Here is a 23,891-nt window from a genome sequence, read left to right as displayed (position 1 = left end):
CAGAGCATGAAGCTGCCCGCCGCCCTGACCCACCTGCCGCGCGAGGCGCGCGACACCTTGTTCATGCTGGGCGTGATCGGCTGGGTGGTGGCCCCCATGCTGGGTGAGTTGCCGCTGTGGTGCGGCGCCTTCACCGGCGTGGTGATCCTGTGGCGCGGTGTGCTGGCCTGGCGCGGCCAGCCGCTGCCGGGCAAGTGGTGGCGTCTGGGCCTGCTGGCTTTTGCCGTGGCTGCCACGCTGATCTCGTTCAAAACCCTGCTCGGGCGTGACGCCGGGGTGACGCTGGTGGTGGTGTTACTGGCGCTCAAAACCCTGGAGCTGCGGGCACAGCGTGACGCATTTGTGGTGTTTTTCCTCAGCTTTTTCTTGATGCTGACGAATTTTTTCTACTCGCAGTCACTCTTGACCGCCGCCGGCATGCTGGTCGCCCTGCTGGGCCTGCTCACCGCGCTGGTCAACGCCCACATGCCGGTGGGCCGCCCGCCCTTGTGGCACGCCGCACGCATTGCGGGCGGCATGACGCTGCTGGGGGCGCCGATCATGGTGGCGCTGTTCCTGCTGTTTCCGCGCATGGCGCCGCTGTGGGGCCTGCCCGGCGATGCCATGACCGGGCGCAGCGGTTTGTCAGCCGAGATGACGGTGGGCAACATCGCCAGCCTGGCGCTGGACGACAGCGTGGCCATGCGGATTGCCTTTGAAGGTGAGCCACCTGCGCAAAGCGCGCTGTACTTTCGCGGCCCGGTGTTGTCGAACTTTGACGGCCTGCGCTGGCGCCCCACCGAAGGTTTTGGCCTGCTGCGCGGCGAAGATGCCCAGCTCAAGGTGCAAGGCCTGGCGGTGCGTTACCAGGTCACGCTGGAGCCCAACCATAGGCCTTGGCTGTTGACGCTGGACGCCACCCCCACCGCGCCTGATCTGGCGCAGGGCCGCGCCCGCATGACCGCCGAGCTGCAGTGGCTGCAAGACCGCAACGCCACCGAGCTACTGCGCTACCAGGCCACCAGTTACCCGCAGTTCAGCTACGGCCCGCTCACGCTTGAAGCCAGCCTGACACCATATCTGGCGCTGCCGCAAGGCTTTAACCCGCGCACCCGCGCGCTGGCGCAAGAGCTCACCGCATCCGCGCCAGCGGGTGGCCCCTGGGGCGAAGCGCTGGTCAAAGCCGCGCTGGAACGGCTGCGCACCGGCGGTTATGTCTACACGCTGGAGCCCGGCCTGTACGGGCGTGACAGTGCCGACGAGTTCTGGTTTGACCGCAAGGCCGGATTTTGCGAACACATTGCCGCCAGCTTCGTCATCCTGATGCGTGCTGCCAACGTACCCGCGCGGGTGGTTACCGGCTACCAGGGCGGCCAGCGCAACCCTGTGGATGGCTTCTGGACGGTGCGCCAGAGCGATGCCCACGCCTGGGCCGAGGTCTGGTTGTCTGGCCAGGGCTGGGTGCGCGTGGACCCCACCTCGGTGGTGGCACCGTCGCGCACCGGCACCTTTGCCCGGCTGGAAGCGCCGCGCGGCGCCCTTGCCAGCGCGATTCTGGGCACGGTCAGCCCGCGCTTTGCCCTGAATTTGCGCGCCACCTGGGAGGCGGTCAACAACCGCTGGAACCAGTGGGTGCTGAATTACACCCAAGCCAGCCAGCTCAATCTGCTCAAAGACCTCGGTTTTGAGTCGCCCAGCTGGGAAGACCTGATTTACCTGCTGTGCGCCATTGTGGTCACCGTCAGTCTGGGCGGTGTTGCCTGGAGCGCCTGGGGGCGGCACCGGCAAGACCCGTGGTTGCGGCTGCTGGCGCAAGCCAGAAGCCGCCTGCAACGCGCCGCAATCACCCCGCCCGACCACGCCACGCCACGCCAACTGGCCCAGCAGTTGGTTCAACCCGCCAGCAACCGCGCGCCCATCGAGCCCAATAGCCCACTGGATACCCGGCCCGCGACCCACACCGCTATCCACACCGCTATCCACACCGCTATCCAGGCTGATATTCAGGCTGATACCCAGGCCGCTAGCCAGCAAGGTAGCCACCCCGACGCACAGGCCTTTGCCGACTGGCTGCTGCGCCTAGAAGCGCTGCGCTACGCTAGCGCACCCGAGCGCGGCGCCTTACCGCGCCAGCTCAGCACCCTGCGCCGCGAATTTCAGCAGCTGCGCTGGGGCGCCTGACACCCATAGACACAACCATGCCAGCCATGCCACTTATGCCACCCATGCAGCACAACGTCCCCCATGCATTCCCCCAGACCGCTCCGCACACCTTTAGCCTGCGGCTCGGCGCTGCACTTCTTTTGATAGCTATCAGCGCTTTACCCATAAGGGCTGAAGCCACAAATCATTCAAAATCTAAAAGGGCTGTCAAGACCGCAGCCAGCGCCCCCGTGAGTCCACCTTTGCCCGGCCCAAGCTACGCCCAGCGGCAGGACGCCATGCAGGCTGCTGATGAGATGGCCGCGGCGCGCGACCTCGACCCAGTCTGGGTGCGTCAAGCGCTGGCGCGGGCTAACTACATCCCGGCCATTGCCAAGGCGGTGACACCGCCTGCCGTTGGCGTGGCCAAAAACTGGGCGTTGTACCGCAGCCGCTTTGTGGAGCCCCGGCGTATTCGGGCTGGGGTGGCCTTCTGGCTGGCGAACCAGTCCACGCTACTGCGCGCGCAGGCCGAGACCGGTGTACCCGCCGAGATCATTGCCGGAGTCATCGGGGTGGAAACCATTTACGGCCAGCAACTCGGCACCTTCCGGGTGCTGGACGCGCTGGTCACGCTGGCGTTTGACTTTCCGGCCAGCCACCCGCGCGCGGCCGACCGCAGCCTCTACTTCAAAGGTGAACTGGCGCAATTTCTGAGCATGATGCAGCGCGCGAGTACCGACCCCACCGCCTGGCTTGGAAGCTACGCGGGTGCCATGGGCTTGCCACAGTTCATGCCCAGCAGCTGGCACAAGTACGCGGTGGACTTTGATGGCGACGGCAAAATCGACCTGTTTACCAGCCCGGCTGACGCCATTGGCTCGGTGGCCCACTACTTGAAAGCGTTTGGCTGGCAGCCCGGTTTGCCCACGCATTACCCGGTGAGCTTTGATGCCACCCGGCTTGACCTGCCCGCCCTGCTGGCACCCGACATCTTGCCGACCTTCAGCGTGGCGAGTTTTCAGGGCAAAGGGGCCATTCTGGAAGGTGCCGCCCTGTTGCACCCCAGCAAACTTGCGCTGGTCGGGCTACAAAACGGCGACGCGCCGCCAAGTTATGTAGCGGGCACCGAAAACTTTTATGTCATCACCCGTTACAACTGGAGCAGCTACTACGCTTTGGCAGTGATCGAGTTGGGCCAGGCGGTGCGGCAGGCGGTTGGTCAGACGACGGCCGCCGATTCAGCCAGCCAGAGCGGCACCGAGTCACCCACCCGGCCCTGAGGTAGTATCAATTCAATAGCTGCTCGCGCTTACCAATCAAGGGCTAGAGGCCGATTTCTTCTATAAATCAGACCAATAACCACAAACCAATCGCACCGGTGGCCAGCAAGCCAAGCGTCACCGGCAGCATCACCCGGCGCAGTTCTGAAGAGCCCAGGCCCAGAACCATGGCGCCTTTGGTCAGGGTATTGGCCAGCACCGCAATCACCACGGCGCGTGCACCCAGTTGCAAGCTGGCCAGGTCCACCTTTGCCAGGTCAGCCATGGCCAGGGTGATGGCGTCCACATCGGTCAAGCCGGCAATGGCCGAGGCCAGGTACAAACCGGCATCGCCAAAGTACACCTGAGCTGCCCGCGCCAGCACCACCACCAGGCCAAACAGCAGGCCAAACTTGATGGCTTCGCTGAGCTCAAACGGGTTGCTGCCCGCCTTGACTTCACCGCGCGCGCGCTGTTTGCTCATGCGCCACAGCCAAGCCACCGCCACCAGGCTGACCACGCTCAGCATGCCCAGCACCAGAAACAATTTTTGCCCCAGCTCCCAGCTGATTAGCGCGGTCATGATCGCCACACGCGCCAGCATCACCGTCCAGGCCAGCAAAATACCCAGTGCCAGCGCGGGAGCTTCGGCGCCCTCTTGCTTGCTGCGCCGCGAAAAGCCCAGCGTCACCGCGGTGCTGGACGCCAGTCCACCCAAAATTCCCACCAGGCCAATGCCATGCTCGGTGCCCACCACCTTGATGACCAGGTAGCTGGCAAAGTTCAGCGCCGAGATCAGCACCACCATCAACCAGATTTTGTAGGGGTTGAGCGCGTCCAGCGGTGGCGGGCCGTAGTTGTCGTTGGGTACCAGCGGCAAAATGATCAGGGTCACGATGGCAAATTTCAAGGTCGCCTCGACATCCGCGGTGTTGATCTGGGTGGCCAGGTGGTGCAGCCACTCTTTTAGCGCCAGCAGCAGCGCCATAACCACCGCAATCGCGCTGGCCAGCTGCAACTGCCCATGTGCGCACAGCAGACCCAGCAAAAAAGCCAGCAGCGCCGACACCTCGGTGGTGATGCCGGTGTCGCCACGCTTGGCAGTCATCACATATTCACTGATCACCAGCACGGCCACCAGAACAAAAATCACCAAGGCCCACAGACTCAGGCCCAGCGATTTGTCCAGATAACCGGCCAGCGCACCGGCCAATGAAATCAACGCGAAAGTGCGCACGCCAGCGCCGCCGTCACCGCCTTTGGTGCGCTCGCGCTCCAGGCCTAGCAAGGCGCCCAGGCCGATCGCAACCGCAAAACTGATGGCCAGGTTGGTGTCGTTCATGGGTAAAGCGCTGGCTGGGCAGTCCGGTCAGACCACCACCACAGCTTCAAACGCCGGGTACAGCTCGTCCACCCAGGTGTCAACCTCGTTGGCGCTGATTTGCAAAAACGCCATGCACTTCGGGCCAGACTGCGACCACTCGCGCTGGTCTTTCACCCCCTCGTGGTGGGCTACCAGATGGTCGGCAATGGCTGCAATCGCCACCAGTTGGCGCACCTCTTCCGGCACGCTGGCGTCAGGCAGCACCGCAAAGTCGTGGTGCAAGCGCACAGCATGCACCACCGCGGCGGGCAAGTGCCAGGTTTTCGCCACGATAGCGCCCACCACCGCATGGTCAGTGCGGTGAACGGCGTTTTCGGTCTCCACAAAGGTGCGGTCGCGCCGCGCCATGGCCTCGATCAGCGTGCCGCTGTAACCGCGCACGCCTTGCAGCATCACCGCAATACCCACATGCAAAAACAAACCGCAGATCTTGGCCATCTCCACGTCAACCCCATACATCTGCTGGGCAATGTGCGCCATCGCCAGCGAGCGGCGGGTGGAAGACTCCCAGAAATGCTCGATCAGCGTTGGGTCGATGTGGATCGCGTTGCGCAGCAAAAAGCTGGTCAGGATGGTCGTGGTGGGCTTGACGCCCAGCATGGCAATCGCCTGCGCCACTGAGCGCGCGGGCTCACGCCGCGCGTAGAGCGCGCTGTTGGCAATTTTGATCAGCGCAGCAGCCATGGCCACGTCACTGCCGGCAATGGCTGCCACCTGCTGCGGGTTGGGGTCAGCCTGGGACAACTCGTCTTGCAACTGCACCAGCAATTGCGGGCAGGGGGGAATCACAATGTCCTTGACGGGCCCCGCATCACGGGCAGCGTCTAGTTCGCGGTTCAATTCTTGGGTCGGCATGGGGGAAAACTCCTATGCCCCATTATTGCCATGAAATGAGCCCACGAAGGTGCCCAGCCAGTCGACAGACCTTGGCGCAAGAGTCGACATCATGAAGCCGGCGCTGATGTGGACACCCAGTTCATTAACACCGTCGAGAAACTGCGTCAGATACCCGTGCACGCCGGTAGCTCAGATCCCGCACGGCGCGAGCGTTTTTACGGTGGCACCTGATGCCGCCAGTACCGCTGCTGCGCCTGGCGCTCGCAGCGCGGCGTGTCGGCTTGCCAAGACTGCCAGGTGATGGCACCACAGTGGGGCGTATCCAGCACTTGGGCGCCCTGCGCGGCGTAGCGCGCCAGCACCGCGCCATGCGGATGCCCAAACCGATTCCGGTAACCCGCTTGCACTAGCACCAGGCGCGGCTGTACCGCGTCCAGAAACAGCGCACCGCTTGACGAGTGACTGCCGTGGTGCGGGGCCAGCAACACATCCGCTTGCAAGCCGGTCAGCGGCTGCGGCTGCGACTGCGGTTGGGCCAGCGTGAGCCGCCGCACCAGGTCAGCCTCTTGCGCGCGCTCAATGTCACCTGCCAGCAACGCCGATTGCTTCGCGCTGGAGATGCGCAGCACACAGCTCATGGCGTTGGTTTTATTGACCACGCCGTAGTCAGCTGCCAGCGGGTGCAGCATCTCAAAGTCCACCCCGTCCCACTGCCAGCGCTGCCCGACCACGCAGCGCTCTAGAGGGCGAAGCGCCAGCAAGGCATGCTCGTCTTCCAAAGAGCCCAACAGTCGTGCTTGCGGCTGCAGGGCCAGCACTGCCGCTGCGCCGCCGGTGTGGTCGCTGTCGCGGTGGCTCAGCACCAGCGTGTCAAGTTGCACGCTAAGGGCACGCAGCAGCGGCACCAACACCCGTTGCCCGGCGTCGCTGTCACTGCTGAAGCGCGGGCCTGCGTCAAACAACAGCGCGTGACGCTGGGTACGCACCAGCACCGCGCTGCCCTGCCCCACGTCAGCCGCCAGCAGTTCAAACTGGCCCGCTGGTGGCAGCGGTGCCTGCCACAGCAGCACCGGTAGCAGCAGGGGCAAGCCCGCCAGACGCAGGCTCCAGGGCAAACGCATCGCCAGCAGCACACCACCCAACACCCCTGCCAACCCAGCCCAAACCGGAGCCTGCGGCAGCCACAGCACCGCCCAGGGCCAGTTCGCAAGCGCTTGCAACAGCTCAACCATGAGTTGCACAGCCCAGGCGGCGACGCTCCACACACCGGGCAGCAACGCGCCCAACATGGCCAAAGGCGTCACCAGCAAGGTCACCCACGCAATAGCCAATGCGTTGGCCAACAAACCCACCAGCGACACCTGGCCAAACAGCAGCAGCACCAATGGCGTCAGCGCCAGCGTGATCACCCATTGTTCGCGCAACAAGGAGACAAATCGGCCTCCAACCCCTTTGTGGTCTGGGCTAAACGCTCCTGAATCAGAAGCAAACAACACCCCAACCGCGACAAAGCTCAGCCAAAACCCGGCCTGCAACAGCGCCCACGGGTCCACCGCCACCACCACCGCACAGGCCAGCAACCACACCTGTGGCCACGGCCAGCGCACGCCAGACAGACGCAGCGCGCCCACCGTGGCCAGCATCAGCACGGTGCGCTGGGCTGGCACGCCCCAACCACTGAACAGCGCGTAACCACCTGCCAGCAAGACACCGCCAATCAGCGCGGCACTGGGCGCGGGCAACCACAGGCACAACCACCCAGAACGGCGCCAGCCAGCGCCCACCAGCGCCGCCGCCAGCCAAGCGAACATCGTGATGTGCAGGCCAGAGATGCTCATCAAATGAGCAACGCCGGTGGCGCGAAAAACATTCCAGTCAGCACGCTCAATGGCACGCTGGTCACCCGTCACCAGAGCGGCAACCACCCCGGCGGCGTTCGGATCAGGCACGCTGGCAAAAATGCGCTCGCGCACACGCTGGCGCAAGCTGTCCACTGGGTGCAGCCAAGTCGCTTGCAGCCGCTGCGGTGCCAAGTCATGCCGTGAGGCACGCACATAGCCTGTGGCCTGCACGCCTTGCACCCACTGCCACAACTCGTAGTCAAAGCCGTGCGGATTCACGCTGCCATGCGGGGCCTTCAGGCGCACCGTCATCTGCCAGCGTTCACCGGCTTGTACCGATTGCGGGGCGCGTTGACGCTCATTAGCCGACGCGCCCACGTCATCACCTCGTCCCCAGCCACCGGCATACCAGGCCAATTCCAACCGCTTGGGCAAGGTCACGCTCTGACCATCCAGCGTGGCAGAGGCGGCGTCGAAGCGAAAGCGCACGCCGCCCTCAAACGGCTGCGGCAAGCCTGAAACGACACCCGCCACCTGAATGTCGCGCCCCTCCAGCGCCGGGTCCAGTGCGCCGCTGACAAAGGCCGTGGCGCGCCAACCACTCGCACCAAAGGCCAGCAGTGCAAAGATCAGAAGGAAGGAAAAGCCGTTGACTGAACCGTTGACTGAGCCATGGCGCAGGCGTCTATTTACTCTGCTAAAGATAGCTATTAGCCTATGAGATACAAGGGCTAGAAGCATAAAAAACATATAAACGCTGCCCGACCACAGCACCGCCTGCTGCACCTGCATGGCGCTGCCCGCCAACACGCCCAGCAGCGCAGGCGCCAGATCTGACCTTAGTTTGTCTGCAGCAGCCACTTGACCAAGGCAGCTGTGAGCGCAGGCAGCGCCATGCAGGTGTACGCGCTCCAGCCAGCGGTACCTTTCAAACTACAACCCGCAGCGCCGGTAAAAGGCATGGCAACGCGGGTGGCGTTAAAGATCACCGCATCGTCGATCGGAACAGGTGTTGTCATGAGGGCAGTGCAGGCAGGTGGTCATCACGGTAATTTTTTTTGAGTGCATAAGAATAGCCTCATTCAAAGCCTTGCTCCACTTTGCTCAACTCTCAACCAAATAAGGCTGGAGCTGAGCCCGACTACATTAATAATGGCCGTTGCCACACCAACCAAGAATGCTGCAGTTAGCTGCCATGAATCTTCGCCCCCGATTTCTTTTAACCACTGCTCTCTTTTTTGTCATCGTAGCCGTTCCGTCGTGGCTGGCGGTGCGCTCCATGGCCGAAAGCATTGTTGAAAAATGGGCAGTGCGCTACGCTGAAAAGCAGGTGCTCTACGACAAGAGCCGAACGCTGCAGCCCATTTTGCGAGAGGTAGCGCTAACGCGCCAGTTGGCCAACTCGTCAGTCATTCGGCAGTGGGCGCAGCAACCCAGCAACCCGACGCTAACCCAGAACGCCATCAACGAGCTAGAGAGTTATCGCCAGAATTTTCACGACAAAAGTTATTTTGCTGGGCTGCTCAAGAGCGGTGCGTACTTTCACAACAACGCCAGCAACGAATACGCTGGCAAAGAGCTGCGCTATGTGCTCAACCCCAACGCCGCCAAAGATGCCTGGTTCTTCGATTTGATTCGGCAAAAGCGCGAACTCCACATCAACGTCAACCCCGATCTGGACCTGGGTATCACCAAGCTATGGATCGACGTCTTGATTCGCGACGGCGACGAAATTCTTGGTATGACTGGCACCGGGCTGGATCTGACGAACTTCATCAACACCGTGGTAGAAGAAAACCTGCCCGGTGTCACCAGCCTGTTTGTCGACCATGCCGGGGCCATCCAGATCCACCGCAATCAGAAGCTCATCGACTTCGGCACGGTCAGCAAAGCCACGTCGCAGAAAAAAACCTTACGGCTATTGCTAGACCGTGATGAAGACCTAACCGCCGTGCTGGCCGCCATGAAATCACTGGAAAGTCAGGAAGAGACGGTGGCAACCGCGTTTGTAGAGGTTGACGGTAAGCGGCATCTGGCGGGCGTCACCTATCTGCCAGAGATTGACTGGTACGAAGTCACCTTGCTCGATCTGGATGTGCTGCTGCCTCTGAGCGAATTTACCGGGCTTGTGCTGCTGTATGCCCTGACGCTGCTCGGGCTACTGGCGCTGTTCAACATCGCACTGAGCCGCGATGTGGTCATGCCCCTGGCCCGGCTGAACCAGGCCATGGCGCAAGTCGAAACCGGGAGCAGCACCCAAATCGCCCTGGACACGCTGGGTACCGGAGAGGTGAACCAACTTATGCAGCGGTTTGTCCGCATGTCGCAAGCCGTTATGGAATCCCGGCGCGACCTGGAAGCCAAAGTTCAGGAACGAACCGCCGCGTTGGAACGCCTGACAAAAATTGACCCGATGACCGAACTGCTCAACCGTCGGGGCATGCTGGAGCGGCTGGAGTCTGAGCTGCAGCGCACCATGCGCGAGGCAAACCACCTTGGCATCCTGTGGTTGGACTTGGATGAGTTCAAGGATATCAACGATCATTTTGGTCATGCCACAGGTGACCAAGCCATCAAAACCATCGCAAGTTTGATAAGACAGGCGGTACGGCCTTACGACGCGGTGTCGCGCTGGGGTGGCGACGAATTTTTGGTGATGCTGCCCAACGCGACCCAGTTGTATCTGGACGCTTTGGGTGAGCGCCTGCGTGCTGACATTGCCAACTGCCGCAAACTCACCGCTGACAGCGGCGAGGTGATTGCGATGAGCGTCAGCATTGGCGGCTACCTGCAAACGTCTGACGACACCATTGACACGATGCTGGAGCGCGGCGACCAAGCGCTGTTTCGCGCCAAAGCATTGCAGCGCAATATTTACGTGGCATATGAGGCGAAGACGCCCGGGCCTGCGCAGTAAGCGCAGCACTGCAACACGTCAACGCCGATCCCCGATTCGGTGCCAGCACGATCAGGTTGTCCAGAAACGGCGTGGCGTGGTGCCGCCAGCGCAAATGTTTGTCCAGCCAGCTCGGCACCACACTTTGCTGAAAGTGTGGGTAGCGCACCGGGCTGCCCTGAGCTTTTGAGTCTTTTTACGGGCCCAAAATAAGCCCTTTGGGGCCGCCCGCCGCAGCGGGAATAGCCGCAATGTCAGCCGACTGCAGGCCCTGGTGGGCCAGATGCGCGATCGCCCTGGGCCCGGCGTAGATGCACAGCGCTTGCATGGCTCGCCCTGGCGCAAATTCAGATCAGCGAGCGGCCCGGCTCTTGCAGCGACCAGTCGATCGGGTCTTGCTGCAGCACCAGGTCAATGTCCAGCCCCATCACCTCAGCCACCAACGACGGAAAGGTCACTGTCATGGCGTTCTCGGTCAGCCGCGCATGACGAGCGCGGGCGCGCCACACGGCCAAGTGCACCACACCTGCCAGCGGCTCGAACCCCTCTTTGGCAAAGGGCTCGTGCGCGTGCAGCAAAGCGTTCTGAACCAGCGGCGGCAAATGCCAATGGCGGGTCAACCAGCCGCTGACTTCGCTGTAGCAAAAGCCAAACGCTTTGCGCTCAGCCCGCGCGCGCTTCAGATCCAGCGGTTTGACACGCTCATCCAGCGCAATGCTTTGCGCCAGGCCTGAGCGCATGGCCAACTCGCCCACCGCATGAATCAGCCCGCAGGTGAAAGCCGCCTGATGGTTTTGCCGCACTAGCCCGGCCAGTGAGCGGGCCACCTTGGCGCAGTCCAGGCTATAGGCCCAAAACTGGGTGATATCAAAGTGTGGCCCGCCCTGAAAGCTAGCCACCGAGGTGGCTGAGACCACCATCGACTGCACCTGCCCAAGCCGCAGCACCGCCAGCGCTTCACTCACCCCATGCACCTGTCCGGCAAGCTTGAAATAGCTGGCATTGGCCGCCTGCAGCAGCCGCATGGCCAGCGCCGGGTCCGAGCTGGCCAGTTGCGCAATCCGCCGCAAATCTGGCTCGGGCCGGGCCAGCTCCAGCAACAGCATTGCTACCGCCTTGGGCCGGCTGGGCATGACAAAGCGCGACGATAAAAGTGCGGAGGGATCGATGATGATTTGGCTTCAGAGCCCCTTGAGCTTGGCAAATGCAGATGACATGGCTGTGGATTGTGGCGTATTCGCACCTGCCGCCCGGCCCGCTCCGCCCGCGGGTAGCGCACCCGGGCGATGGCGCTGCTGCGGATTGGCCGCCTGAAAACGGTTGTCACCCGCACCGCCACTGCGCACTGGCGGGGCACCCAGCTTCATGGTCAGGGCAATGCGCTTGCGCGCCACATCCACCTCGACCACCTGCACGGTGACGATGTCACCGGTTTTGACCACCTCGCGCGCGTCGTTGACAAACTTGTGCGCCAACTGACTCACATGCACCAGCCCATCCTGATGCACTCCCAGGTCAATAAACGCCCCAAACGCGGCCACATTGCTCACCGTGCCCTCCAGAACCATGCCCTCGACCAGGTCGCGAATGTCTTGCACGCCGTCGTTAAAACGCGCCACTTTGAAGTCCGGGCGTGGGTCACGGCCGGGTTTTTCCAGCTCGGCCAGAATGTCTTTGACAGTGATCACGCCGAACTTGTCGTTGGCAAACAGCTCCGGGCGCAAGGCTTTCAACATCTCGGCGCGGCCCATCAGCTCAACTACGGGTTTGCCGGTCTTAGCCATGATCTGCTCCACCACCGGGTAGGTTTCCGGGTGTACGCCGGTCATGTCCAGCGGGTTGGCACCGCCGCGAATGCGCAAAAAGCCCGCACATTGCTCAAACGCTTTCGGCCCCAGCCCGGTGACTTTGAGCAGCTGCTGGCGGCTGGCAAACGCACCATGTTCCTCGCGCCAGCGCACCACGGCTTTAGCCACGTTGGCGCTCAGGCCCGATACGCGGCTTAAGAGCGGCACGCTGGCCATGTTCAGGTCAACGCCCACCGAGTTCACGCAGTCTTCCACCACCGCATTCAAAGTTTTGGCTAGTTCGCTCTGGTTCACATCGTGCTGGTACTGGCCCACGCCAATGCTTTTTGGGTCAATCTTCACCAGCTCAGCCAGCGGGTCTTGCAAGCGCCGGGCAATGCTGGCGGCGCCACGCAGGCTCACATCGATGTCGGGCATTTCTTGCGAGGCAAATTCGCTGGCCGAGTAAACCGACGCACCGGCTTCTGAAACCACTACTTTTTCAATAGCTGCTCGCGCTTGTTCTGTCTGGGCTAGAGGCCGTTTTTCCATTAATTTGATGAGGTCGGCGGCGAGCTTGTCGGTCTCGCGGCTGGCGGTGCCGTTACCAATGGCGATCAAGTTCACGCCATGTTTCTCACACAGTTTGGCCAGCGTGTGCAGCGAGCCCTCCCAATCTTTGCGTGGCTCGTGCGGGTACACCGCAGTGGTGTCGACCAGCTTGCCGGTGGCATCCACCACCGCCACTTTCACGCCGGTGCGAATGCCAGGGTCCAGCCCCAGCACCACGCGCGGGCCAGCGGGCGCGGCCAATAGCAGGTCGCGCAGGTTGTCGGCAAACACCTTGATCGCCACCGCCTCGGAGGCTTCGCGCAGGCGCGCAAACAAATCGCGCTCGGTAGACAGGCTGAGCTTGACGCGCCAGGTCCAGGCGACACATTTGCGGATCAGATCATCGGCTGCACGGCCTTTGTGGCTCCAGCCCAGCTTGTGCGCGATGCGCCCTTCTGCCAGGGATGGCGGCTGTAGCGCTCTTGTCTTTGTAGCTACTGGCGCTTGTTCTGTATGGGCTAGAGGCTGATTTTGTATAAATTTCCCCGATGCAAAGGGGGCCACGACAGGCGGCTCTGGCAGCACCAGTTTGGCCTCCAGAATCTCCAGACTGCGGCCACGAAACACCGCCAGCGCCCGGTGCGAGGGCACGCGGCCAATCGGTTCGTCGTAATCAAAATAGTCGCGAAACTTGGCCACGTCAGCGTCGGACTCGTTCTTGCCAGGCATCAGCGTGCTCTTGAACAGACCCTCGGCCCAGAGCCAGCCGCGCAGGTCTTGCACCAGCGCAGCGTCTTCGGCCCAGCGTTCCGACAGAATGTCGCGCACGCCGTCCAGCACCGCTTGCAGCGTGGTGAAGTCGTCACCCGCCTCGGTTTTTTCAGCTTTGATGAAAGCCTGCGCTTGCACCGCTGGGTCTAGCGCCGGGTTGGCAAATAGCTTGTCAGCCAGCGGCTCAATGCCCGCCTCCCGCGCCATCTGGCCCCTGGTGCGGCGCTTTTGCTTGAACGGCAGGTACAGGTCTTCCAACTCCTGCTTGGTGGGTGCGGCGCTCAAAGCGGCCAGCAGCGCTGGGGTCAGTTTGCCCTGCTCGTCAATACTTTTGATGATGGCTGCGCGGCGGTCGCGCAGCTCGCGCAGGTAGGCCAGGCGCGCATCCAGTTCACGCAGCTGAATGTCGTCCAGCCCGCCAGTGGCTTCCTTGCGGTAGCGAGCCACAAAGGGCACGGTGGCGCCGCCGTCGAGCAGCTCTATGGCGGCTGCCACCTGATGCTCATGAACCCGGATTTCTTGCGCGATCTGCGCGATGATTTTTTGCATAACTCACAACCCAGCCAGCCCAAAAGCCAGCCCCAAACAAACAGGTGCGGGAGTTTGCCACAAGGCGCCCGCAGGCCGATGCTCCGGCCCCTGTCGACCCAAACCGGTCAGCGCGGGTCGAATCGCAGCGAGTGCTTGGTCAGCCAGGGCTTCATCAGCATGTCTTCCTTGATGACATGGTTGAGCAGCCAATCGCGCAGAAAGCTGGTGAAAGCCGCGATGCTGTCCTGGGTCCAGACGGTGTCAAGCCCATGGCAAAACTCCGCCAGTTTGGCCACGGGTTGGCCGTGCGATACGCGCAGTTGTCCGGCTATTGGGTAGCCTGGCGCGCGCGCAATGATTTCCTCGCGCTCAAAGTGCATCTTGCCGTAGCGGGCCAGTTCATCAAGCAACGCCGTGAGTTGATGAAAGTTATCGGTCAACAGGCTGCGTTCGGCCTTGTTGATGATCTCCAGCAGGTACTGGTGATCCGAATCAATCAAATCGGTACCGACGTTGAATTGTTCACGCCACTGAATCGGCATGTGTTGGCCCCCGTCTTGATGCTGATGTGGAACTGCCTGCGTAGTTCATGCGCAACGTGGACAGCGCCAGCACCGATACCGTCTTTTGGAGCCAAGCTGTGTGTTTTTGCCGCAAGAAACAGACTGATCATATTTTGATAGCAATTCATGCCGCCTCAACGCTGGCTTCAGCCTTGATGCAAGTCAATTTGGCGACTCGCCGGGCGTGCAATAAGTCACAAAAGGCTGGTATATTGGCCTGATCGTTGCGTGCAAGAACTAAACCGGGGGCCTCAAAAGGGCGCCTTATCCATAAGAGTTGTCTGTGAATCCTCTTCAGCCTGATGACATCCGAAACCGCTTGCTGCTGGCGCGCCTGCCGGCCATGCCGCAGATTCTGATCAAGCTGATTGAGCTTTGCCAGTCTGATGAAGCCGGGGTGGCTGAACTGGCCCAGCTGATTGCCAACGACGCTGGCATGACCAGCCGGGTCATGCGCGTGGCCAACAGCGCTGCCTACCAGCGCGGTAGTCGAAAAGTTAACCTCGCGCAGGCACTGTCGGTGCTGGGCTCCGATCTGGTGAAGTCACTGCTGATCAGCGAATCGGTGTTTCAAACCTTCAACGGCTTTCCCCATACCGGCGGCTCTGATCTGCGCGCTTTCTGGAAGCATTCGCTCACCGCTGCGGTGTTGGCGCAAGGTCTGGCCAAAGCCACGCAGTACCCGCAAGTTGAAGAAGCCTACCTGGCCGGCTTGTTGCACGATGTGGGTCGGCTGGCCTTGCTGGCAGCCGCCCCCGACATTTACCGCCTGAATTTTTTCACCACCGACCACGACCATTTGTGCGACACCGAACAAAAGAGCCTGCATATTTCGCACGCTGAGGCCGGTGCCTGGCTGATCGAACGCTGGGAAATGGACTCTTTTCTGGCCGACGCGGTGCTCTACCACCACGAAGACCCGGCGCGCGTCAGCGCCGCCCACCCACTTATTCGACTGGTGCATCTGGCGCACCTTCTCAGTGACCACCCGCCGGGCACACCGCTACCCGCAGACGCAGGTGCCATCTGCAAGATCAGCGACGCTGAACTGCTGGAGATCTACCAGGGCTGCGAAGCGCAGGTGATGCAGGCCGCCGAACACTTGGGCATTGATCTCTCGGGCTTGCCCGAAACCGTGGCCGCGCCGCAGCCCCCCGCCGAAGCAGCACCCATCAACCCGGTGCAGCAGCGCCTGACAGATGAAATACGCAACCGTGCCCTGACCGCCGAACTCGCCCAGGTCTTTGCCCGGCTGAAGGGCGAGGGCCCGTTGCTGGAAAGCGTCCGGCAAAACGCCCGCATGCTGTTTAACCTGGACGACACGGCGGTGTTTCTGCTCAACAGCACCGGCCGCACCCTGGTTGGATCTGCCGTGGGCGAACAGCGCCAACGTCTGGCCGGGTTCTCCATCACCCTGGACAGAGGTGGCCTGGCAGATGCGGTGCTGTCTAACAAACTGGCCTTTTTGGAGCGTGCCAGCAGCCTGACGATGCCCGAAGAGCAACTCCTGCGCGCCTTCAATGCCGCTTGCCTGCTGTGTTTGCCGCTGCTGGTGGGCAAGCGTTGCCTGGGGCTGCTGGTCGCCGGGCTGGAGGGCTGGCGCAAGGAAGAACTGCAAGGCCAGGAAAAATTTCTGCAGGCGTTTGGCAACCAGGCCGCACGGGCGCTGGCCGAAGCCAGCCAGAACCGCAGCGAGATCGACCGGCGCATTGCCAGCGTGCAGGAAGATCACCTTAAAAACGCCCGCAAGATCGTGCATGAGGCCAACAACCCGCTGTCGATCATCAAAAACTACCTGGGCGTGCTCGATGACAAGCTGGCCCGGCAAGAGCCCTTGGGCTACGAGTTGTCCATCCTGAACGAGGAAATCGACCGTGTTGGCGGCATCATCAAGGAATTTGCCCGGGTGACGCCAACTGCCACCGAGGAGATGATCGACGTTAACAAGGTCATCAGCGACATCGTCCGGCTGTTTCGGGAAAGCAAGTTTCTGCCAGCGTCGGTGCAGATATCGGCGGTGTTGCCGCAGCAGTCCAGCGACATCTTCGCTAGCACCGGCGCGGTGAAGCAGATTTTTGTGAACCTCATCAAGAACGCTGTCGAGGCCATGCCTGAGGGTGGGCGCATTGAGGTCATCAACAATGGCGTTGTCCAACGCGCTGGCGTGCCCTATTTTGCTCTGCGCATCCAGGACTGTGGCCCTGGCCTGCCTGACACAGTGGTGGCCAGACTTTTCCAGCCGGTGCAAAGCAACAAGCGAGGAGACAACCGCGGCTTGGGTCTGAACATCGTGCACGGTCTGGTACAGAAGTTGCAGGGCTCCATCACCTGTCAAAGTTCTGCTTTGGGCACCAGTTTTGATATTCTGCTGCCAAGGCGGAACACCAAAACTCTGGTCTCATGAGCAACAACAACGCTATGCAGTTGGATTTCGCACTAGGCACACGCGGCCCGCAAGCCCCCCACATCCCACACCAAACACCCCGGCTGCTGCTGGTGGACGACGAGCCCCGCCTGCTGGAGAGCCTGTGCGAGTTGCTCAAAAACCGGGGCTTCACGCTGACCACCGCGAAAAACGGCACCGAGGCCATCAGCCGCCTAAGCAGCGGGCCATTTGACCTGGTCATCCTGGACCTGCGCATGCCAGAGGTCACCGGCCACGACGTCATGGACTACATGAACGTGCACCAGATCGATGCCAACGTGATCATCACCAGTGGCGACAGCGGCATTGAGGCTGCCATCGGCGCCCTGCGGCGCGGTGCCTACGATTACCTACGCAAGCCCTACCCCCGTGAAGAACTTCTCAAGGCGGTTCAGAATGCCCTGCAACAGCGCCGCCTGACTGCTGAAAACAAGCTCATTGCCGACCAACTGGAAAGCTCGGAGCGCATTTATCGCTACCTGGTAGATAGCTCACCTGACATCATCTTCACTCTTGACCACTTGGGTACAGTCACTTTCGTCAACCACCGCATTCAGGCTTTGCTGGGCTTCAGGGCCGAAGAGCTGATTGGCAGACATTACGCCGAACTGGTGCACAGCCGTGACCTGGAACGCGCCAACTATGTCTTCAGCGACGGGCAACAGCACCAGCGCTGGTCGCGCAACCTGGAGCTACGGCTGAAATCCAACCATGTCGGTGACCAGGGCCGGGTCTTCAGTGTGGAGCTGATGAGTGTGCCGCTGGCCACCCAGATCATGCCCGCCGAGGGCTTTGCGCAAAGCCAGGAGCACCTGGGCATTTACGGCGTGGCGCGTGATATCACCGAACGCAAACGCGCTGACGAACTGATTGCCTACCAGGCTTATTACGACGTGCTGACCGACCTGCCCAACCGGGTGCTGTTCAAGGACCGGCTGAGTCTGGCCCTACTGCAAGCCAAGCGCAAAAAGGGCGGCCTAGCGGTGATGTTTGTTGACCTGGACCGTTTCAAGGTTATCAACGACTCGCTTGGCCACCAGCTGGGCGACGTGCTTCTACAGCAAGCCTCCGCGCGCCTGAAAAGCTGCCTGCGCCACAGCGACACCCTGTCGCGCTTTGGCGCGGACGAATTCAATGTGGTGTTACCCGAACTCGACACGGTTCAAGACCCTACCCGGGTGGCACAAGCGTTTCTGGACGCCTTGCGTGCGCCGTTTGAACTCGGTGGCCAGATCATTCACATCACCGCCAGCATTGGTGTGGCGGTTTACCCCAAAGACGGTGAAAGTGTGGACGACCTGATCCGCAACGCCGACCTGGCCATGCACGCCAAAAAGTCCCAGGGCCGCAACGGCTACAAATTTTTTGAGTTGTCCATGCTCAATCAGAGTTTTGAACAAATTTCTGTGGAAAGTGGCTTGCGCCTGGCGCTGTCCTTGGGCGAGCTGGAAATGTATTACCAGCCGCAGGTGGATGTGAAAACTGGCCGGGTCATGGGTGCCGAGGCGCTGATGCGCTGGAACCACCCGCAGCGCGGCTTTTTGGGAGCCGGTGCCTTCTTGCCGTTTGCCGAAGAAAGCGGCCTGATCATTGCCATGAGCGACTGGATGCTGGAAGCCGTCTGCCACGACCTGCTGGCCTGGAACACGCTGGGTGATGAGCGCCCTTACCTAAGCATCAACATCTCGCCGCACTATCTGGACCGTGGTGATTTTTACGACAAACTCAAAAGCACGCTGGAGCGTTACCAGATTGCACCCTCGCAGCTGGAGGTGGAAGTCACCGAAAACATCTGCATCCGCAACCCGCAGGCGGCCATTGAGCAGTTGCACAAGCTCTGCCAGCTGGGCGTGCGGGTGGCCATTGACGACTTTGGCACCGGCTATTCATCGCTGGCCTACCTGCACCGCTTCCCGATCCATGTGCTCAAAATCGACCGTTCGTTCGTCATGCCGATTGAAGACGACAGCCAGCAGTTTCCGGTGGTGCTGGCGATCATCTCGATTGCCAAGGGGCTGGGCCTGAAATTGGTGGCCGAAGGCGTAGAGACCGAAGTGCAAAAACGCTACCTGGAGCAAGCCGGCTGCCAGACCTTCCAGGGCTACTACTACCACCGCCCCATGCAGCAAAGTGCGCTGATGAGCCTGCTTGGCAGCCAAACAGCGTCATTGAACGAGCGCGCACGGCCTCAATAGCGGGCCAGCAGCCATTAACAATCGCTTACCATCTTTGTCAGTTTTGCGCTTAGGGACGTGCCAGCCTGAGCCGACAATAAACAGGTGCGCTAAACCCATTTGAGCGGTGATCTGGTTTCAAAAACCAGGCTCTTGGGCAGCTCGCAGCGTCAACCGAGGGGTTTTTTGTGAACTTACCGCCTGAAGACATTCGCCAGCGGCTGCTGGTTGCGCGGCTACCTAGCCCGCCACAGACGCTGATGCGCCTCATGCTGCTGTGCCAGTCTGACGACGCGCACATGTCAGAGTTGGCCGAGCTGATTGCCAGCGATACCGGTCTGGCCGCCAAAGTGCTGTCGGTAGCGCACAGCGCCGCCTACCACCGTGCCAACGGCCAAACCCTCACCCTGCTGCAAGCCACCAGCACCCTCGGTATGGCGCTGATCAAGGTGCTGGTGATCAGCGAGTCGGTGTTTCAGACCGTCAACACCTTCCGCCAAGTTGGCGCGGTTGACCTGCGCAGTTTCTGGAAACACAGCCTGAGCGTGGCGGTGCTGGCCCGCACCCTGGCTGAGCGCCAAGGCGACATCGGCGCCGAAGAAGCCTACCTGACCGGTTTGCTGCACGATGTCGGCCGGCTGGCCCTGCTGGCGGCGGCGCCCGAGCGCTACACCGAGCTGTTTGGCCTGCCGGATGACGCCAGCCGGTGCGCGCAAGAACAAAGCACTCTGGGTATATCGCACGCTGAGGTTGGCGCCTGGCTGCTGGAGCACTGGCATTTGAGCAGCCCCATGGCGCAAAGCGTGCTGCTGCACCACGCTGACACCGCCAGCCTGCCCAGTGTTGCGCGGCTGGCGCGCACGGTTCACCTGGCGCACCGCCTAGCTGACCTGCCCACAGACGCGCGCCTGCAAGCCCCCCCCTGGGCGACTGAGCACGGCCTGAGCTCAGATACCATCTTTGCCCTGGTGCAGCAGGCGGCGCTGCAGGTGACGCAGATCGCCCGCGATCTCGGCGTCGACATCTCCGGCGTCAGCACACCAGCCGCGCTGGGTCGGCCCTTGACCCGGCCACAACCGCTGGACACCGGTCAAGCCGAACTGGCCCGCGACGTGTTAGACCGCAGTGTTCTTAACGAAATGGCGATGACGCTGATCAACCTTACCAGCACCAATGCCGCGCTGACCTCGCTGCGCCAGCACGCCAGTGCGCTGCTGCAACTGGAAGACGCCATCGTCATGCTGGCGCGCGACGACCAGAAGACGCTGGTGCCAGTGTCCATGAACGAGCGGCACTTGGCGGCCACGCCCCTGTCCTTTGATGTGTCGGTCGACCCATTCATTGCCCAATGTATGGGCCAGCGCAAGGTGGTGTTTGCCCGCCGTGGCGCCACGCAAAGCCCGCTGCTGGCGGTGATGGACGCCAACGAAGTGGTATTGCTGCCCCTGTTGACCGCCCAGCACTGCCTGGGTGTGCTGGCCGCTGCCGTGCCACCAGCGCTGAGCCCCCACCTCAAAATTCAGTTGCCCACCCTGCAGTCGTTTGGGGTGTATGCCGGGCTGGCGCTGTCACGCAGGCGCCTGGCCGACAAAACTCAATCGACCCAAACCCTGTCAGCCAAGCAAGCGCAGCAACTGGAGCTCAAACGCGTGTCACAAGCCATCAACCTGCTGGTCGAGGCGTTGTCCAAAGACGACCAGGGCGTGCCGATGGCGTCAGTGGACCTGAGCCGGGCGGTGCGCGACACGGTGCAACTGCTGCAGCACCGCCAGCTCGTCCCTGGCAATATCGAGATCAACACCGAGCTGCCGACCCGCGACTCCTGGGTGCAGGGCTCGGCCAACAAGATCAAACAGATCCTGCTGATCCTGATTAATAACGCCTGCAAATCCATGCCCGACGGTGGGCAGATCGTGGTGAATGGCGGCGTTTTGGTGCAGCGCGAGGGCAGCGTTTACGCCGCGCTCACCGTCTCCAACAGCGGCGCCAGCCTGAAAGAAGCCATTCAGGCGCAGTTGTATGAGCCCGTGCATCACACGGGCATGAGCGATAGCGACAGGCAGGGCTTTGGCTTGAGCGTGGTAAATGTTCTGACAGAGAAGATGAGCGGGCGCCTTAAATTCACCGCCAGCGCCGCTGGCACCCGCTTTGACATCCTGCTGCCCTGCGCCAGAACCGCCCCGGTTTAAACCGGGCGCAGCATCTCCAGGTGGGCAATGCCATCTTCCAGATAATGCGTGCCGGCATCGACAAAACCATGTTTGGCATAGAAGTCCACCAGCTGCATCTGCGCACCAATGCGGATAGCCTGTGGGCCCCAGACCTGGCTGATGGCTGAAATGGCCTGCTCAATCAGCACATGGCCTAGGCCCTTGCCGCGCGCGCTCAAACGGATAAGCACCCGCCCGAAGCTCGCCTCGGGAAACTTCACACCCGCCTCAAAACAGCGTGCGTAGGCCTGCAGCTCACTGTCCTGCACGCCGAACAGGTGCATGGCTTTGGGGTCAGCGCCATCCATGTCCTGAAAAATGCACTGCTGCTCCACCACAAACACCTCGCTGCGCAGGCGCAGTGCCTCGTACAGTTGGGAGACGCGCAAGTCTTCAAACGCCATCAAACGCCAAACCGGCGCAGACGCTGCCTCGTGGGTGGCGCGACCCGTGCCAATTGACCAGAGTTTAAAAGTCATGGTGAAACCTCCCGTCTGAGCGCATAACCAAGGCGCGGAAAATGCACCCGCACCACGCCAGCGCGTGCGTCTTCGCGGCGCAAGGTGTAGTGGTTGCGGGTGGCCTGCAGCAGCACACCCATAGTGGGCTCGCTGCCAAAGCTCGTGGCGGCAATGCTGACCAAGCTGCCTAGCGGGATGCCGTGATCATCCTGAAATTCAGCATCTTTTTGGTCTGTAGCCCTTACCGCATCTGCGCTGACAGCTATCGCATCAGAAGCACTCAGGCGACTCGTCTCGCCGTGCCCGAAGGCTGCCATGCGCTCCATCCAGACCAACACAGTAGGCACCGTCTGCAAAACAGCAGCCATGCCTGGCACCTGCGTGCGGGTAAACCACAGCGGGTGGTACGCAGCAAAGTCAGCCACGCAAGGAACTTGTCCGAGTAAGTAAGGCTGCCCGTCCAGCATAGACGCCAAGCGCTGCAGATAGGCGCGGTAAGCCGCCGAGGCGTCCAACGGTCGCGGGCGCGAAAGGCCAGTAGCCATGGCGCAACGGTCCGCGGCAAAGTCTTTGCCCACTTGCTCGGGCAGCTCCGCAAACAAGTCATGCATGCCGGGCTTTTGCAGGTTGTGCCCCATGGCTGCCCAAAACAACGTGCTGTCGGCCCACTGCGCCACAACGCTGGCCAGCGCCAGATTTACCTGCGCCGGGTACAGGCTGTGGTTCGGCGCGCGGTGCTCCAGCACATCGCAGATCAGCGCGCTGTCACAGTAAATGTCGGCCCCGATCTGCAGCACAGGCGCGTTGCGGTAGCCGCCAGTGAGCGCCTGCAACTCTGGCTTGGGCATGCTGCTGGGGATGATCACCGAGCGCCAGGCCAGTTGCTTGAAGCCCAGCACCGCTCGGATTTTTTCCGAGAACGCCGACATCGGGTAATGGTGCAGGATCAGCATGGTGTCACCCTGGTTGTTTGAGCGCGTGCAGAGTTTTGGCCCCGATGGGCAGGCGCTGGAGGTATTTGAAGGTGCCGGTAGCGTGCGCGCAGGCCCTGCCATGCTCGTCAAACACGGTGGCCTCGGTAAACGCCAGCGTGGCGGTGTGGTGCTTGAGCGTGCCGCGCGCCGTCAAAGCGCCGTGCGCGGGGCGCATGAAACTGGTTTTCATCTCGATGGTGACCGCGCCAGTGCGCCCCGGTGAGGCGCGTGCGGCCATGGCCATGGTGACGTCCAGCAGCGTCATCACCGCGCCGCCGTGGGTAACGCTGAAGGAGTTGAGGTGCTCGGCTTTAGGCGCGTAAAAAATCTCGGACTGGCCATCGGCAAACACGGTAAGCACAAAGCCCAGGTGGGTGACAAACGGAATCTCAACACCAAAGCTGGTGCTGGGCAGGGTGATGGTTGTGGCGTCCATGAGGCTTAGCCGGGCAAACCCACGCTGGCGCCGCCATCGACCACCAGGCACTGGCCGGTGATGCGTTTGCCCGCATCCGAGGCCAGCAGCACGGTCACGCCCTTCAGGGCTTCGCCATCGCCCCCGTTGGCCAGAATGGCGTTGACCTGAATATGGTGCTTACCCCACTCACCGGCCAGCGTGCGGGTGAAGGTAATCACGTCGTCCTGAGAGGTGTTGCAGGCCAGGTTGATGATGTACCCGCCGCGCCCGATCATGCTGTGCGTGCCCACCAGTTGGCTGAGCAAAGCCATGCTGTGCAGGTTCGGGGTGCTGAGCTTGTCGCCCACTTCTACAGGCTGATCCTGCACGGGTGCAGCGCAGGTGACACCGGCGTTGTTCACCAAAATGTCAATCTCACCCATGCGCTGCAGCGTCTCAGACACCAGCTTTTGCAAGTCAGCCTCTAGCGTGCCATCTGCCGCCACCCAGCGCGCATCAAGCCCGGCGGCTTGCAGGCCAGCGCACGCAGCTTCCAGCGCGTCTTCCTGGCGCGCAAAGAGCATCAGGCGGGCGCCCGCCTCGCCAAGCGCATACGCCATCTGCAACCCCACGCCGCGTGAGCCACCGGCAATCAGCGCGGTTTTGCCGGTCAGGTCGAACAATTGGTGAATAGTGCGGGGCATA

Annotated in this window: 17 protein-coding genes and 2 pseudogenes; 6 read left to right on the top strand and 13 right to left on the bottom strand. The window is 61.8% G+C overall.

The features are described from left to right. The first annotated feature begins 6 nt into the window (after positions 1-6). Positions 7-2,160, top strand: coding sequence for a transglutaminase TgpA family protein (locus BLL52_RS12680; protein ID WP_075586971.1), 2,154 nt, complete (start codon positions 7-9; stop codon positions 2,158-2,160). A gap of 44 nt (positions 2,161-2,204) precedes the next feature. Beyond that, entirely contained in the window at positions 2,205-3,404 is a 1,200-nt protein-coding gene (gene mltB / locus BLL52_RS12675; RefSeq protein ID WP_083633927.1) for a lytic murein transglycosylase B, read from the top strand. A 67-nt stretch (positions 3,405-3,471) separates the two neighbouring features. Here the strand turns inward: mltB and BLL52_RS12670 are convergent, their stop codons facing one another. From BLL52_RS12670 to BLL52_RS12655, 4 genes are all read right to left on the bottom strand, one after another. Further along, positions 3,472-4,725: an MgtC/SapB family protein gene (locus tag BLL52_RS12670; protein WP_075586970.1), complete on the bottom strand. Its 1,254-nt coding sequence runs from the start codon at positions 4,723-4,725 to the stop codon at positions 3,472-3,474. A 27-nt stretch (positions 4,726-4,752) separates the two neighbouring features. After that, positions 4,753-5,622: an HDOD domain-containing protein gene (locus BLL52_RS12665; protein WP_075586969.1), complete on the bottom strand. Its 870-nt coding sequence runs from the start codon at positions 5,620-5,622 to the stop codon at positions 4,753-4,755. Positions 5,623-5,819: 197 nt separating this feature from the next. Beyond that, positions 5,820-8,237, bottom strand: a complete 2,418-nt coding sequence (locus BLL52_RS12660; protein WP_158025695.1) for a DNA internalization-related competence protein ComEC/Rec2 — start codon at positions 8,235-8,237, stop codon at positions 5,820-5,822. Positions 8,238-8,284: 47 nt separating this feature from the next. Next, on the bottom strand, positions 8,285-8,464 hold the full coding sequence (locus tag BLL52_RS12655) for a hypothetical protein (RefSeq protein WP_075586968.1): 180 nt from the start codon (positions 8,462-8,464) through the stop codon (positions 8,285-8,287). Positions 8,465-8,640: 176 nt separating this feature from the next. On the opposite strand from BLL52_RS12655, the gene BLL52_RS12650 reads away from it, so the two are divergent. Then, positions 8,641-10,362, top strand: a complete 1,722-nt coding sequence (locus tag BLL52_RS12650) for a GGDEF domain-containing protein (RefSeq protein WP_075587251.1) — start codon at positions 8,641-8,643, stop codon at positions 10,360-10,362. A gap of 34 nt (positions 10,363-10,396) precedes the next feature. On the opposite strand, the pseudogene BLL52_RS21440 reads toward BLL52_RS12650, so the two are convergent. From BLL52_RS21440 to BLL52_RS12635, 5 genes and pseudogenes are all read right to left on the bottom strand, one after another. Beyond that, positions 10,397-10,510 (bottom strand): annotated as a pseudogene (locus BLL52_RS21440) (phospholipase); the annotation flags it as partial. A gap of 30 nt (positions 10,511-10,540) precedes the next feature. Continuing rightward, positions 10,541-10,669, bottom strand: a pseudogene (locus tag BLL52_RS21435) (phospholipase); the annotation flags it as partial. A 19-nt stretch (positions 10,670-10,688) separates the two neighbouring features. Then, complete coding sequence (locus BLL52_RS12645) at positions 10,689-11,474, bottom strand: HDOD domain-containing protein (protein WP_083633925.1); 786 nt, start codon at positions 11,472-11,474, stop codon at positions 10,689-10,691. A gap of 48 nt (positions 11,475-11,522) precedes the next feature. Next, positions 11,523-14,000 (bottom strand): Tex family protein, encoded by a 2,478-nt coding sequence (locus BLL52_RS12640; protein WP_075586966.1) that lies wholly within the window; start codon positions 13,998-14,000, stop codon positions 11,523-11,525. A 107-nt stretch (positions 14,001-14,107) separates the two neighbouring features. Continuing rightward, positions 14,108-14,524: a bacteriohemerythrin gene (locus tag BLL52_RS12635; protein WP_075586965.1), complete on the bottom strand. Its 417-nt coding sequence runs from the start codon at positions 14,522-14,524 to the stop codon at positions 14,108-14,110. 304 nt (positions 14,525-14,828) lie between these two features. Here BLL52_RS12635 and BLL52_RS12625 point away from each other — a divergent pair, with 304 nt between their 5' ends. The 3 genes from BLL52_RS12625 (at position 14,829) to BLL52_RS12615 (ending at position 21,333) form a co-directional block, all read left to right on the top strand. Then, the gene (locus BLL52_RS12625) at positions 14,829-16,949 is read left to right on the top strand and encodes an HDOD domain-containing protein (protein WP_241839145.1); all 2,121 of its coding nucleotides are present in this window, start codon (positions 14,829-14,831) and stop codon (positions 16,947-16,949) included. Further along, positions 16,946-19,165, top strand: a complete 2,220-nt coding sequence (locus BLL52_RS12620; RefSeq protein WP_241839144.1) for an EAL domain-containing protein — start codon at positions 16,946-16,948, stop codon at positions 19,163-19,165. Before BLL52_RS12625 ends, BLL52_RS12620 begins: the two co-directional genes overlap by 4 nt. Positions 19,166-19,332: 167 nt before the next feature. Continuing rightward, positions 19,333-21,333, top strand: a complete 2,001-nt coding sequence (locus BLL52_RS12615) for an HDOD domain-containing protein (RefSeq protein ID WP_075586963.1) — start codon at positions 19,333-19,335, stop codon at positions 21,331-21,333. Here the strand turns inward: BLL52_RS12615 and BLL52_RS12610 are convergent. Genes BLL52_RS12610 through BLL52_RS12595 form a run of 4 tightly spaced genes read right to left on the bottom strand, consistent with a single transcriptional unit; the run spans position 21,330 to position 23,890 of the window. Further along, positions 21,330-21,833, bottom strand: coding sequence for a GNAT family N-acetyltransferase (locus tag BLL52_RS12610; RefSeq protein WP_083633924.1), 504 nt, complete (start codon positions 21,831-21,833; stop codon positions 21,330-21,332). The genes BLL52_RS12615 and BLL52_RS12610 overlap by 4 nt on opposite strands. After that, complete coding sequence (locus BLL52_RS12605) at positions 21,830-22,768, bottom strand: glutathione S-transferase family protein (protein ID WP_075586962.1); 939 nt, start codon at positions 22,766-22,768, stop codon at positions 21,830-21,832. The genes BLL52_RS12610 and BLL52_RS12605 overlap by 4 nt, the downstream gene beginning before the upstream one ends. A gap of 4 nt (positions 22,769-22,772) precedes the next feature. Then, the gene (locus tag BLL52_RS12600; RefSeq protein ID WP_075586961.1) at positions 22,773-23,225 is read right to left on the bottom strand and encodes a PaaI family thioesterase; all 453 of its coding nucleotides are present in this window, start codon (positions 23,223-23,225) and stop codon (positions 22,773-22,775) included. Between the two features lie 5 nt (positions 23,226-23,230). Next, positions 23,231-23,890, bottom strand: coding sequence for an SDR family NAD(P)-dependent oxidoreductase (locus BLL52_RS12595; protein ID WP_075586960.1), 660 nt, complete (start codon positions 23,888-23,890; stop codon positions 23,231-23,233). Between the last annotated feature and the right edge of the window lies 1 nt (position 23,891).

The sequence above is a fragment of the Rhodoferax antarcticus ANT.BR genome (assembly GCF_001938565.1).
GTDB lineage: Bacteria > Pseudomonadota > Gammaproteobacteria > Burkholderiales > Burkholderiaceae_C > Rhodoferax > Rhodoferax antarcticus.
Note: the sequence above shows the minus strand (reverse complement) of the source record. Positions and strands in the feature narration are given on the sequence as shown.